The organism is Vibrio chagasii (assembly GCA_041879415.1).
In the GTDB taxonomy this organism is placed as follows: Bacteria; Pseudomonadota; Gammaproteobacteria; order Enterobacterales; family Vibrionaceae; genus Vibrio.
This window is the reverse complement of the sequence record CP090851.1, coordinates 246,292-260,274: the sequence shown is the minus strand read 5'-3', so window position 1 is coordinate 260,274 and position 13,983 is coordinate 246,292. Positions and strand designations below refer to the sequence as shown.

Annotated in this window: 12 protein-coding genes; 5 read left to right on the top strand and 7 right to left on the bottom strand. The window is 45.2% G+C overall.

Features of this window, described 5'->3' with window-relative positions; genetic code table 11:
* Positions 1-969: 969 nt before the first annotated feature.
* Positions 970-2,442, top strand: a complete 1,473-nt coding sequence (locus L0991_01150) for an aminoacyl-histidine dipeptidase (GenBank protein ID XGB62692.1) — start codon at positions 970-972, stop codon at positions 2,440-2,442.
* A 122-nt stretch (positions 2,443-2,564) separates the two neighbouring features.
* Here the strand turns inward: L0991_01150 and L0991_01145 are convergent, their stop codons facing one another.
* Complete coding sequence (locus L0991_01145; protein XGB62691.1) at positions 2,565-3,104, bottom strand: DUF3332 domain-containing protein; 540 nt, start codon at positions 3,102-3,104, stop codon at positions 2,565-2,567.
* 272 nt (positions 3,105-3,376) lie between these two features.
* Here L0991_01145 and L0991_01140 point away from each other — a divergent pair, with 272 nt between their 5' ends.
* Positions 3,377-4,423 carry a succinylglutamate desuccinylase/aspartoacylase family protein gene (locus L0991_01140; GenBank protein ID XGB62690.1) on the top strand — a complete coding sequence of 349 codons (1,047 nt, stop codon included), beginning with the start codon at positions 3,377-3,379 and terminating at the stop codon, positions 4,421-4,423.
* 171 nt (positions 4,424-4,594) lie between these two features.
* On the opposite strand, the gene L0991_01135 is transcribed toward L0991_01140, so the two are convergent.
* Entirely contained in the window at positions 4,595-4,912 is a 318-nt protein-coding gene (locus tag L0991_01135) for a DUF3622 domain-containing protein (GenBank protein XGB62689.1), read from the bottom strand.
* Positions 4,913-5,264: 352 nt separating this feature from the next.
* Between L0991_01135 and L0991_01130 the strand changes: the two genes are divergently transcribed.
* Entirely contained in the window at positions 5,265-6,275 is a 1,011-nt protein-coding gene (locus L0991_01130; protein XGB62688.1) for an adenosine deaminase, read from the top strand.
* A 75-nt stretch (positions 6,276-6,350) separates the two neighbouring features.
* Here the strand turns inward: L0991_01130 and L0991_01125 are convergent, their stop codons facing one another.
* The gene (locus tag L0991_01125; protein XGB62687.1) at positions 6,351-7,535 is read right to left on the bottom strand and encodes an NnrS family protein; all 1,185 of its coding nucleotides are present in this window, start codon (positions 7,533-7,535) and stop codon (positions 6,351-6,353) included.
* 289 nt (positions 7,536-7,824) lie between these two features.
* Here L0991_01125 and L0991_01120 point away from each other — a divergent pair, with 289 nt between their 5' ends.
* Positions 7,825-8,379: a gamma-glutamylcyclotransferase gene (locus L0991_01120; GenBank protein ID XGB62686.1), complete on the top strand. Its 555-nt coding sequence runs from the start codon at positions 7,825-7,827 to the stop codon at positions 8,377-8,379.
* A 141-nt stretch (positions 8,380-8,520) separates the two neighbouring features.
* Here L0991_01120 and L0991_01115 read toward each other — a convergent pair whose 3' ends face one another.
* Positions 8,521-8,853 (bottom strand): tRNA-binding protein, encoded by a 333-nt coding sequence (locus L0991_01115; protein XGB62685.1) that lies wholly within the window; start codon positions 8,851-8,853, stop codon positions 8,521-8,523.
* Between the two features lie 197 nt (positions 8,854-9,050).
* Here L0991_01115 and L0991_01110 point away from each other — a divergent pair, with 197 nt between their 5' ends.
* Complete coding sequence (locus tag L0991_01110; GenBank protein XGB62684.1) at positions 9,051-10,049, top strand: substrate-binding domain-containing protein; 999 nt, start codon at positions 9,051-9,053, stop codon at positions 10,047-10,049.
* A 227-nt stretch (positions 10,050-10,276) separates the two neighbouring features.
* Here L0991_01110 and galM read toward each other — a convergent pair whose 3' ends face one another.
* From galM to L0991_01095, 3 genes are all read right to left on the bottom strand, one after another.
* Positions 10,277-11,356 (bottom strand): galactose-1-epimerase, encoded by a 1,080-nt coding sequence (gene galM, locus L0991_01105; GenBank protein XGB62683.1) that lies wholly within the window; start codon positions 11,354-11,356, stop codon positions 10,277-10,279.
* 105 nt (positions 11,357-11,461) lie between these two features.
* Positions 11,462-12,622: a galactokinase gene (galK, locus tag L0991_01100; protein ID XGB62682.1), complete on the bottom strand. Its 1,161-nt coding sequence runs from the start codon at positions 12,620-12,622 to the stop codon at positions 11,462-11,464.
* A gap of 191 nt (positions 12,623-12,813) precedes the next feature.
* Entirely contained in the window at positions 12,814-13,866 is a 1,053-nt protein-coding gene (locus tag L0991_01095; GenBank protein ID XGB62681.1) for a UDP-glucose--hexose-1-phosphate uridylyltransferase, read from the bottom strand.
* Between the last annotated feature and the right edge of the window lie 117 nt (positions 13,867-13,983).

Sequence of the window (13,983 nt, the reverse complement as noted above, 5' to 3'; positions counted from 1 at the left end):
AGGCTCTAAATAATATTTATCAGAATGACGTATGAAACCAAGCGATTAAAAATCACATTAAAAAAGAAAAATACACATTAAAAACAATAGACTAAAAACAATTTAACGGTCGTATTTATTTGATTACTTTTTCAACCATCAGTTATTTTCATTAAGAATCTGGCGCTAAATTTGCCAATTCAAACCCACAAGAGTTGTCCGATTTTCAACAGGATCGGTAATAAGGCTCAAATTGATATTTTGCTGTTTAAAAAACAACCGAGCATAGTAGTAGATAGATGACGAATCACAGCTGGGGATAAAGTAGCAGGCAAAAAAAACGCCACTCAAAACTGAGTGGCGGTAGAATCTGTCAACCAAGAGGGTTGTAAGAGAATTCCAATATATAGGGGTGAACAAAACTGTTCGAGTTACATGCTTACGGTATTAGTAACCGAAGCTTGTAGGGTATGCAAAGTTGCTAGTGTAAACAGAGTTGTTAAGCCAGAACATTGCAGATGGTAAACCTTTCATAACTATCACCTTAATAAATCAATAAAAAACGAATTTGATTTCTCGGTTCCTTGGAGGCGATAAACGGACTCATCCTTTGAGCATTTACTCTTCACTTCAGAAGTTGGTTATAAATATACCCCAAAGAAAAAAGATTACAAGTATTTTTTGCTTCAGGTCACACTTTTAGCCATTTAAGGTTATTTTGCAAACTCGATCCTGTAATTAAATTACAGAATTGAGTTTAAATAAACGTTTGCCTGTTTCTTTTATAAGCATCAAGGCGCTTAACCAAGATCAAATGAACAGGATGGCGTTCAAAATTTGAAGGATTTAAGGTTTAGAAGCGCTACTCGTGAAAACGGTCTAGTGGTATGCTGTCGGCATCAAAACAGACCTATATTTTAGGTTTTTGTTCTATGTTTAAACCCATAGAAACCCTAAATATATGGTTATCAAATAAAAAAGGAGTCATCCGTGTCTGAATTCCATTCTGAGATCAGTAAATTATCCCCTGCCCCTCTTTGGCAGTTCTTCGATAAGATTTGCTCAATCCCACACCCTTCAAAGCATGAAGAAGAGCTTGCTCAATACATTATTGCTTGGGCGACAGAGCAAGGCCTAGATGTACGCCGTGATCCAACGGGTAACGTATTCATCAAAAAGCCTGCGACGCCAGGTATGGAAAACAAAAAAGGTGTTGTGCTACAAGCTCACATCGATATGGTTCCACAAAAGAATGAAGATACGGTTCACGACTTCACTAAAGACCCAATCCAACCGTACATCGACGGCGAGTGGGTAACTGCAAAAGGCACTACACTTGGCGCAGATAACGGCATGGGTATGGCATCATGCTTAGCAGTTCTTGCATCAAACGAAATCAAGCACGGCCCTATCGAAGTTCTACTAACAGTAGACGAAGAAGCAGGTATGACTGGTGCGTTCGGTCTTGAGGCGGGTTGGTTAGAAGGCGATATCCTTCTTAACACCGATTCAGAGCAAGAAGGCGAAGTTTACATGGGTTGTGCTGGCGGCATCGACGGCGCAATGACATTTGACATTGCTCGTACTGCAATTCCAGCAGATTTCGTGACTCGTAAGCTAACGCTTAAAGGTCTTAAAGGTGGTCACTCAGGTTGTGACATCCACACTGGCCGTGCGAATGCGAACAAACTGCTTGCACGCTTCCTAGCAGGTCACGCGAAAGAGCTAGACCTACGCATCGTAGAATTCAAAGGTGGCAGCCTACGTAACGCAATCCCTCGTGAAGGTTTCGTTACCGTTGCTGTTCCAGCGGCAAACCAAGAGAAACTGGCTTCTCTATACAACTACTACACAGAGCTACTTTCTACAGAGCTAGGTAAAGTAGAAGACAGCATCGTGACTTTCAACGAAGAAGCTTCAGTTGAAATGGGCGCACTTGCAGCTGCTGACCAAGCTCGCTTCATCGCAGCACTTAACGCGGCGCCAAACGGCGTGATTCGTATGAGTGATGAGATTGAAGGTGTTGTGGAGACATCTCTAAACGTGGGTGTTATCACAACTGAAGAGAACTCAATCACAGTACTTTGCCTAATCCGCTCTTTGATCGACTCTGGCCGTAGCCAAGTTGAGAGCATGCTTCACTCTGTAGCAGAGCTTGCTGGTGCGAGCATCGAATTCTCTGGCGCTTACCCAGGTTGGAAGCCAGACGCAGATTCAGAAATCATGCACATCTTCCGCGACATGTACGAAGGTATCTACGGTCACAAGCCAAACATCATGGTTATCCATGCTGGTCTTGAGTGTGGTCTATTCAAAGAACCTTACCCGAACATGGACATGGTTTCTTTCGGCCCGACTATCAAGTTCCCTCACTCTCCAGATGAGAAAGTGAAGATTGATACGGTTGAGCTATTCTGGAACCAAATGGTTGCGCTGCTAGAAGCAATCCCAGAAAAAGCATAATTCGAACCATTATGTTTTCGATAGATAGGATTTCACGATAAATACTATTCATCGACACAAAATAAAACAGGTACTCAATGAGTACCTGTTTTTGTATCTAAGCTTTGCGATCAACTAAGACATTAAGCGCGTGAAGCTGCGTAGCTCTCTAGCTCATCAATTGAAGTTTGTGCAACCACTTCACCATCGATGAAGTACGTCACCATCTCGCCATCACGAACACCGATTAGTGTCGCTCGCTCACCAGATTGGTAAGTGATGTCCATTTGGATAGTGTTTTCATCAATCTGCTGCATCTGACCTTTTTCGATCATATTTACATTAGTGATTGGGCCTACAGGCGCTTCCGTTAGAGACGGATCTAGCTGATGGTTAATATCAATGTAAGTATCAACCTTAGTATCAAAGATATGCGGTGCACCCGTTAGTGGGTTGCTACCTGTCCAGAATTCTAGAGAGTTAAATACTAGGTAATCCGCTGCAACCGTCAGACCGTAAGCCGGTGCCAACAGTAAGTTTAAGCCGCCACGTGCGTAACGGTTATCAACGGCTTTAAGGTTGAACTTCATTAGGTAACCGGTTACTGCGTTGCTACCAACACAGCCAGATAAAGCAACAGATACCACTGCAAGTGCTACAACTTTTGAAATTGTTTTTTTCATTTTCATCTCGATATTTGAAATTGGCCGCCAGAAAATGGCGATGGATAATAGCAAGTGCCAAAAACACAATTATCAGAGTTAAATCAATAAATTGTCAGAAACCTTACAAATAAAAGGTGCATTCCAAACAGGCCGCCATCCATGGAATACCGTTCCCGATACGCCTCCACAAAAAAGTTTTGTCGTTACCGTAAAGCGATTGATTCGTACTAAAAATCAACGATTGCTACATTCCGTGTTAACGAATTATCACCATGTTGAGAACAACCTAAATGGCAAGACTAAAACCTAATCAACCATTCGAATTACTTGGTTCTACTGTTCAGCCAGGACAGCGAATGGAGATTGAACTGCAAGCAGCTCAGCTTTACACGCACTCTCCACTTTCGATCCCGATTGAAATCATTCACGGTCGCCAAGCTGGTCCAACACTGATGGTAAACGCTGCGATTCACGGTGATGAGTTAAATGGTGTTGAGATTGCACGCCAACTCACCAATGCGATCGATCCTAAGAAATTGAAAGGGACATTGATTGTCGTGCCGATCGTTAACGTGTTCGGCTTCATCCATAAGTCTCGTTACCTACCAGACCGTCGCGATCTAAACCGTTGCTTCCCAGGTAGTGAGAAAGGATCGCTAACATCGCGTATCGCTTACACTTTCTTCGAGAACGTGGCTAAGCACTGTGATTTCATTCTGGACCTACACACGGGGGCGATTCACCGTACGAACTTGCCACAAATTCGTGCGAACCTTTCGAACCCAGAAACCATGCGCATCGCAAAAGCGTTCGCGACACCGGTGATCATCGACTCACCTCTGCGTGATGGTTCACTGCGAAGCGAAGCGGAAAAGTTAGGTATTCCAGTACTGACATACGAAGGTGGTGAGGCGTTGCGCTTTGATCACTTAGCGATTCGTGCAGGCTACCTTGGCATTCACCAAGTAATGAAAGAAATTGGCATGCTGCGCCCGAACCGCAAGAAGCTGCCAGAGCCAGTATTGAGCAAATCCACCAGCTGGATTCGAGCAGAATCAGACGGTATCTTGCGTAACATGGTAAGACTGGGTGAACAAGTTGAAGCAGGACAAACACTTGCTTACATCAGTTCTCCATTAGGTCACCAAGAGAGCCAAGTTATCACGACTAAAGGCGGTATCGTGATTGGCCAACAAACGCTACCTTTGGTGAATGAAGGTGATGCAGTGTTCCACATCGCTTACTTCAAGCAAGACGATGAAGAAGTGGGACAAACCGTAGAAAGCTACATTGAAGAAGTAGCAGAAGACGATTGGTTAACTACGCTAAACAACTGATTAAGGCTTGAGAGAGCGATGTAAAAAGCGAGAAGCCAAAACCATCGCTCTTAAGCAAATAGCAACGAACTCCACAAACGAAAAAGCCCCAATATAGGTGACTATACTGGGGCTTTTTTATAACTCCCTTATCTTAAAATTAAGGGACCTATAAATTAATCGTGCACCGAATTACTCAGCGTCTTCTTGCTCTTCTGCACGAGCTTTAGCGCGTGCTTCACGTGCTTGCTCAGCTTTAAGCTCTTTAGCGTGACGTAGTTCATCGCGCTCTTTACGTTGTTCCGCTTTACGCTCGTTACGTTCAGCTTGGTTTGCGATGAAAGATGCTAGCTCTTTCTCAGCCCACTCTTGTGCAAGCGCTTCTGTTTCGAAACCAGACTCACGCTTAGATACTGTTGTGCTGCGAGACGTTACTTGACGAGTAATCTCTGCACACCAGCCGTTGCGTTTTTCTGTAAGGCGGATATCAAATTTTTTGTTCTTAGACATGTTCTATTTTTTCCTAAGGGAGATCATTAAGGGATCGGTCAACTTTGATAACTCCATCTAAGTGAGCATCTTTTAACACCATCCCTTGGTAAGCGCGGTATTAGAGCACAAATCAACGAATATTGCTGCAAATATTTGCAGCGGATCACACTCTAGTGCTGCAAATCGTTTGCGGCTCATTTTTAAGCACTCAACAGCCTCTAATCCCTAACAATTTCAGCCTCATTTCATCGACAACCATGAAATGAACTATGCTCAAACAGAGATAAATGAGTCGTCTAACCCGTTAGCTTGGTAGGCATTAATTATCTCCCCCTACTCCGCCCATAATTAAAATAGCTAAGGAGTTGCTATGGATAGCTTCATCAAAAATTTACCGAAGGTTGAGCTGCACTTACACATTGAGGGCACACTGGAGCCCGAACTGATGTTCGAACTGGCCAAGCGCAATAACGTATCGATTCCCTTTGAGAACCCAGAGCAAGTGCGAGATGCCTATCAATTCCATAACCTACAGTCTTTTCTCGACATCTATTATCAAGGCGCCAATGTACTGATTCATGAACAAGACTTTTACGATCTCACTTGGGCCTACCTATTAAAATGCCAACAAGACAGTGTGGTTCACACTGAGATTTTCTTTGACCCGCAAACCCACACTGAGCGTGGTATCGCCTTCGACACTATTATCACGGGCATCACTCGAGCACTCGACCAAGCAACTCATGAACTTGGGATAAGTAGCCAACTGATCATGTGCTTTCTGCGTCACCTGGATGAAGGTAGCGCATTCGAGACACTCAAACAGGCTCTGCCGTACAAAGATAAGATCATTGCGGTTGGTTTAGATTCATCGGAACAAGGTAACCCACCCGAAAAGTTTAAACATGTATTCCAAGAAGCGCTCAACCAAGGCTTTCTGACTGTCGCACACGCCGGAGAGGAAGGCCCAGCGCAAAACATTATTGATGCATTGAGCATGTTAGGTATTACCCGAATTGATCATGGCGTTCGCTGTATCGATGACGCAGAACTCGTAGAAGAGTTGGCAGCAAAACGTATTCCACTGACAGTTTGCCCGCTATCGAATACCAAACTAAAAGTCTTCGATACTATGGAGCAGCACAACATTATCGAGCTACTGAGAAAAGGGCTCTGTGTCACCATCAATTCCGATGACCCGGCTTACTTTGGTGGCTACATGAATGACAATTTCCTCGCGGTTGCCAATGCCCACTCAGTCACCCATCAAGAATTAGCCCAGTTCAGTATTAATGCCGTGGAAGCGAGTTTCATCTCCCCTCACGCCAAAGAGGACCTGATTACGCAGGTACGTCAATACTTGATCGCGAACACTCAATAAGTTGATAAGCGTTTATTTCAATCAAAAAAGGGAAGCTCAATGCTTCCCTTTTATAATCAAGATACTGAAATCAATTTACCCTGGATGACCATCCACTCTTGGCGTGAGTAACATCATTCCGAATTTCCAGACAAACAGACCAAACGCCAGCGTCCATAAGCCTGCACTGATGTTCACCATCTCAAACAAGTAACCAGGGAAGAAGGTGACGCCTAAGCTACGAACTAGCGCAGCCACAAAAATTGCAGAGAATGCGAGCGCCATGCTTGGTCCTTTGTAGATAGCACGGCCAGTGTGTCCCATGGTCACGCGGCTAATCATCGCCAAGATAAGCCCGCTCAAACCACCAATAGCAAACAAGTGCAGCATGTTGTGACTGGCAAATGGATTATCTAACAAGCCACGTAACAGCAAGCTTAGCGGAATACACACATATGCAGCGTGCAGCGACCACACCAAAGGTTCAGATAGCGTTGTCCAAGGTTTCCAGCGAATGAAGCGTACCAGTTGAGCGACACCAGCAAAAACCATTAATCCACTGCCCACTTGAGCAAAGGCCAAAGGGAAGAAGCTCAAGATAAACAGCCCGACCAAAGGTAGATTCGCTAACCATTCCAACCACACTAATGGCTGCGCTTTTTCGAAGTTAAAGCGACGAGCGGTAAAGAATGGGATCACTCGCCCACCCATTACAGATAGCAGTAAAGTAAACCACCATAGCATGGCTTGCCATACCGCTGACGAAGGAAACGGCGGCATACCCTTGATAGTCGCGTAACTCGCAAAGTTCGCCACAATCGCCAGTACAAACAGTGGGACGAAGAATAGATTTTTCCACCCTTTCGATTGCACCACTCGAAAGCCAATCTCGTAAGCAGCAAAAGCCAAAAATAGCGCTTCAATCGACGAAATTAGCCATAGCGGTGCCGGTGTCCAAAACAGAATTCGAGGTGCGAGCCATAAACCAACCAGCGCGGCTAATCGATAATGCTTGGTGCCATTGACACCAGTCCAAGTTTGTACGGCCGTCAGCACAAAGCCAACAACAATCGCCATCGAAAACCCAAATAGCATCTCATGCACGTGCCACCATAACGCAGGCACTTTTAAAATTTCAGGCTGGCCGTTTTGGAACATGATGACCCAAGCCACAATCGCAATTACGGCATAAACACTGCCTAGAAAGAAGAAAGGTCGAAAGCCTAAACGCAAGTAGGCTGGAATCGCGTCTTCTACACTTTTATCTGTGATATTTAACAAACTCGCTCCTAATTCTCAGATAAGCGGCCAAGGTATTACCTAAACCTAAATTTGGTGTGCATCAAGCTTGATGCAATATGCAGATCACATTGCATGAAACGCGCCAATTAGATAAAGCCAGTAAAAACAACCACTCACAAGATTCATTGACCAATAAAAAAGTCAAAACCACACAGCTAGAAGAGTCATAAGGACATATAAAGGTGTAAATAGAAACTTACTGACTTTTATGATTGCGCCACATATAGTAAGACTAGACTTAAATGGCAGAACTCAGACAAGGAACGCGATGTATATTTTTGGTTATGGCAGCTTGATCAACTCTTCTTCTCGTCAACTTACCGGTCAAACGGGTCAAGCAATCCCAGCAATTGTTCATGGCTTAGTGCGACATTGGAGTAAAATCGACGACAGTTACGTGTTATCCCCTTTGATCGTCAACCTTGGCGAAGGGCAAGTGAATGGTGTTTTACTTGAAGTCGACGAGATAGCGCTTGCTGAGTTTGATCGTCGTGAACGTGGCTATCACCGAATCGAATTAAAAGCCGATCAGATAGAGAGCCAAACCGAATTCAAAGAAGATCAATCTATTTGGGTTTATGTGAAAGACGAAATTGAGGCGCCTTGTGAAAACAGCCCTATCGTTCAGACCTATGTCGATACCGTCATGGCTGGATGCTTAGAGGTGTCTGAAAGCTTTGCGGCGCACTTTGTCAAACACACACAAGGTTGGCACCACCCATTAGAAAATGACCGCCACCAGCCTAAATATGGCAACCTAGCGGGAGTGTCTGAGCACCACCACAGCGTGATTGATGGTTTGATATTGAGTGCGCGCGGCTAACCTTTAAAGATTTAGGTGATGTTGAAGCTTAAATAATTTTGGAGCTTTGGTCGCTTTGAATCTTGGGGCTTAGGGCTTAGGGCTTGGAAAGCATAAAAGGTCGATGAGCCTATAATGAGCTCACCGACTCAAATAGACAACTTAAACGACTCGAATACCCGCTGGCATCGCGCGTTCTGGTGTCAGCAATACACTTTCAGACTCGTCATCGGTTTCCGCACATAGCAGCATGCATTCAGAAGTGTGGCCTCTCATTTTAGCTTTCGCTAAGTTACATAGCACCACGACCTGCTTACCCATTAGATCCTCTTCAGTGTAGTAAGGCACTAGGCTAGTCACTGTTTGCAACGTCTTTTCACCCACATCGACTTGCACGATGTAAAGCTTGTCCGCATTTTCATGACGTACAACTTCGATGATCTTACCCACACGCATTTCTAACTTAGCAAAGTCACCATAAGAGATAGTATCCATTTCTCACTTCCTATATTGATTGATTTTTTACCTATCAAGCATTTACTAAAATTAAGTAAAATGTAAATGTTTACACTAGCACTAAGTCCAATAATTACAAGCGGTAAAGATCTCAATAATAGAAGTAAAATAAGAGTTTCATTGCCTTGCTCTCATTGTCGGTGTTAAATAAGCACAGCAATCAAATGAGGTTAAAAATGGCGACAATCAAAGATGTAGCAAAGGAAGCTGGTGTTTCTGTTGCAACCGTATCTCGAGTGATCAACAAATCCCCCAAGGCGAGTGCTAGCTCTATTGAGTCAGTAACTAAAGCGATGTCTAAGCTTGGCTACCGTCCTAACGCCAATGCTCGCGCCCTAGTAAGCCAAAGCACGAATACCATTGGTGTACTCGTGGGTGATATTTCCGATCCTTTCTTTGGCACACTAGTAAAGTCGGTCGACAACGTAGCAAGAGAAAACGGTAAACACATCTTAGTGGGCAACGGCTCTCATGATCGTGACGAAGAGAAGCAAGCCATTGAACTGCTGATCAATAACCGCTGCGATTCACTTGTGATTCACTCAAAAGGTCTAACCGATGAAGAGCTGATCGGCTACGCCAAAGAAGTGAAAGGCTTAGTGTTGATCAACCGCTATATCGAAGAGATTGCCGAACGTTGCATCTTCCTTGATAACAAGAAAGGCGCATTCCTCGCGACTGAATATTTGATTCGCCATGGCCATAAAAACATTGCCTGTATCGCCTCTTCTTCAAGCATTGAAGATGCAAATGAACGTGTTGAGGGTTACCAAGCCGCTCTGAAAGAGTACGGCATTGAGCTATCTGAAAGTTATATTGAACACGCTCAGCCAACCAGTGATGGCGGCGAGTATGCGATGACCAATCTGCTGACCAAATCCCTACCGATCACCGGTATTGTGGCCTACAACGACTACATGGCCGCTGGGGCTTTGTCTGTGCTCGACGAGAACGGCATTCAAGCACCGGATAACATGTCGATCATCGGCTTTGATGATGGCTTAATTGCCCGCTATGTTCACCCGAAACTGACGACCATTCGTTACCCTATTCAAATGATGGCTGAGAAAGCAACGCGACTCGCCTTGAGCTTGGCAAAAGAGGGAACAACTTCGGCAGAGCCTATGATGTTCTCTCCTACTTTGGTTCGCCGTAACTCGGTAGAAAAAGCCTAAGCGACCGATTGACAAAACGCACTCAGAAACAAAAAAAAGCCCTAACAGAATCACTTCTGCTAGGGCTTTCTTACCTTACTCAAGTACCCAACACTCACTTCCTATTTAGACAAAATGATTGCTAGGTGCCGCTTTGGTTCATCTCCCCCAGAGGCACATGACAAGTCACATATCTCTATTCATCAATAAACAAAAGCAATGGCATCACCGCTTCGAGCTAGAGCGTACTAGTTTGAAGAATCCCCCGAAAATTCAAACTGGTAACAGGTACGGTAGCGGTATTCTTGTTCAGGCTGGAGAATACAACTGTCCTGCTTCCACTCTGGGTGGTTAGGAGAGTCAGGTAAGAACTGGGTTTCTAATGCCAACCCTGCGTAATCTTCATAGCTACCACCACTACGGTTTGGTGTACCACCAAGCCAGTTTCCTGTGTATAGCTGCATCGCAGGTTTGGTTGAAAATACTTTTAAAGTGACGAGCGCATCTGGCGAAGTCACGGTCGCAGCACATTGAGTCCCCTTACAACCGTCAGCCAACAAGAAAGAGTGATCGTAACCCTTGGCGGCTTTCTGCTGCTCATCCCCCAATAGACGCTCGGAGATCATCATAGGCTGATTGAAGTCAAAGCTGGTTGATTTCACCGATTTCAGGTTACCTAATGGAATGCCTACCGAGTTCGTCGGTAAGAACTGAGACGCGTTGATACTCACAATATGTGACAAGCAGTCGTGCCCAGCTTCTGCCCCCAATAGATTGAAGTACGCATGGTTGGTCAGATTGACTGGCGTTGCTTTATCTGCAGTTGCTGTGTATTCGAGAGAAACTCGATTGTCTTCGGTTAGCTCATATCGAACCGACACGTTCAACTTCCCCGGAAAGCCTTGGTCGCCATCAACTGACACTAAGCTAAACGCAACCGATGCTTCAGTCTGCTCTGTAATACTCCAACGACGTTTATCAAAACCATTCGGACCACCATGTAAGGTGTTGCCCGCTTGGTTTGTTTCCAGCTTATAAGTCTTGCCATCAATCTTGAAACGACCATTAGCAATGCGGTTAGCATAACGACCAACTGTCGCCCCCAAATAGCTGGCTTGCTTGTCGAAATTCTCCATTGAGTTCACACCCAATAGCACTTCTCGACTGTTTCCTTTTACTGGCAAAATACAGCTCAACCATGTGGCACCAATATCCATGAATGTCACTTCCATGCCATGTATATTCGACAGTGTGACAAGCTGAGCGGGCTGGCCATCATAGGCTTGCGTTGCTGTCATGGATTGATGCAGGCTCTGCGCTTGTGTCATTCTAAATTCCTTGTGCTGCCAGTAATAAAGCCCTTACCTTAAGGTAAAGGCATTAGTATTTGGCCTACCATGATCTTTTTGCCTGATAAGCCTTTTCTCTGTCGGTTAGATTACTTCAACTAGACCAGCGCCGTCTTTCGCTTGGCACACATAAATCGATTCTTTTAGTCCGGTCGCTGCTTGATATTTTTGCTCTACTGTTGCTTTGATTTCATCGACTAAAGCAGGTGGAGCCAACGCCACAATACAGCCACCGAAACCGCCGCCCGTCATACGCACGCCACCTTGATCGCCAATCACTTCTTTGACCATCTCAACCAACACGTCGATCTCTTTGACTGTGATTTCAAAGTCATCACGCATTGACGCATGTGACTCTGCCATGAGCTCACCCATACGTTTCATATCGTGAGTGCGCAGAGCTTGAGCCGCTTCCACCGTGCGGTCATTCTCGGTAATCACGTGACGAGCACGCTTAGCAACCATCTCATCCAATTCAGACTCTTTCGCTTTAAACTGCTCAATCGTTACATCACGCAGGGCTAGAACACCAAACAGACGAGCGGCTTCTTCACATTGCTCACGGCGTGTGTTGTATTCACTGTCTACCAAGCCACGCTTCTTGTTTGAGTTGATGATCACCACCGCCATGTCTTCTGGCATTGAAACCGCTTGAGTTTCTAGGCTACGGCAATCCAAAAGCATCGCGTGATTCGCTTGCCCTTCCGCCGAGATCATTTGGTCCATGATGCCGCAGTTACAACCAACAAATTCGTTCTCGGCTTGCTGGCCGTTTAGTGCGATTTCTGCTTGTGAGATCTCTAGGTTGTAAAGCACCTTGAACGTTTGACCAATCACCACTTCTAGTGCCGCCGATGAACTCAAACCAGCACCTTGAGGTACATTACCTGATACTGAAATATCTGCGCCGTTGAATTGGTAACCGCGAGCCAGTAAACACTTAACTACGCCACGAATGTAGTTCGCCCACATCTTGTCTTGTTGGAAGGTAATCTCTTGCGTGATATCGAATTCGTCTACCGCATTATCGTAATCAACCGATACTACTCGTACGATATTGTCGTCACGTTTTGCTGCCGCCACTACGGTTTGGTAGTTAATGGCACACGGCAGGACAAAACCATCGTTGTAGTCGGTATGCTCACCAATTAGGTTCACACGACCAGGCGCTTGAACGATGTGAGTCGCTTGGTAACCAAGGACTTGCTCAAAAGATGTTTTCACGTTTTGGATTAGATCAGACATAAGTAAACTCTCTGCTTAAACTCTTTGTTTAAATAGTTGTGGACCCTTATGGCACCACTTTAATTCTTTGAGATTCCCGACTCCTTTGTTCCCACTCTCGGGATTGACGCTAAAAGTTTCAATGAAACTGTCATTCCAGAATCGAGGGACGATATATCAGGAATCTCGTTTGTAATTTAAGAAGCTGCGTATCACTGCTCTTTATAGTGAACGTCGCTCAAATCACGAAGACGTTGCGCCGCTTGCTCCGCCGTAAGGTCACGTTGCGATTCTGCTAGCATTTCATAGCCCACCATGAACTTACGAACCGATGCACTGCGCAGTAGTGGCGGGTAGAACAGAGCGTGCAGTTGCCAGTGATCGATATCGGTGCCCTCTTCAAAGAACGGTGCGTAATGCCAACCCATCGAGTATGGGAATGAGCATTGGAACAAGTTGTCGTAGCGACTGGTTAGCTTCTTAATCGCGATCGCTAAATCATCACGCTGCTCGTCAGTTAATTCGCTCATGCGGCGAATATGCGTCTTAGGTAGCAACATAGTTTCAAACGGCCATGCTGCCCAATAAGGAACGACAGCAATCCAGTGCTCGGTTTCAACCACTGTGCGAGAGCCGTCTTTCATTTCAGCTTCAACGTAGTCCACTAATAGGTTTGAACCTTGTTGTTCGAAGTACTCTTTTAGAAGCTTCTCTTTACGCTCAATCTCGTTTGGTAAAAAACTGTTCGCCCAAATTTGGCCGTGTGGGTGAGGCTGAGAGCAACCCATGGTCTCGCCCTTATTTTCAAACGCTTGAACCCATAGGTAATCTTTTCCTAGCTCTTCTATCTGCTCATTCCAGGTATCAATCACACCACGGATTTTATTGACCGGTAACTCTGGCAACGTTTTGCTGTGATCCGGCGAGAAGCAGATAACGCGGCTCAGCCCTCGAACACCTTGAGTCTTAAATAGAGGATTGTAAGACTCTGGAGCGTCAGGCGAATCAGGCATCAACGCCGCGAAATCGTTACTGAACACGTAAGTTCCGTCGTAGTCTGGGTTCTCATCACCCGAGATACGCGTGTTAGTTGGACAAAGGAAGCACTCTTTGTCGTACGCTGGCAGTTGCTCAGTGGACGGCTTTTCATCTTGACCACTCCACGGACGTTTCGCACGATGCGGCGAGACTAAGATCCACTGACCCGTTAGTGGGTTATAACGACGGTGTGGGTGGTCTACTGGGTTAAATTCAACTTTTGACATACTTACATTGCTCTTAAATTGTGTGTCTTGGCACTTTCACCAAGATAAGTAATTCTTCTGCGAAGAGATTCCCTATCACGCTCGTTCCTCGCTGTAGGGAATGACGTTTGAGTTCAT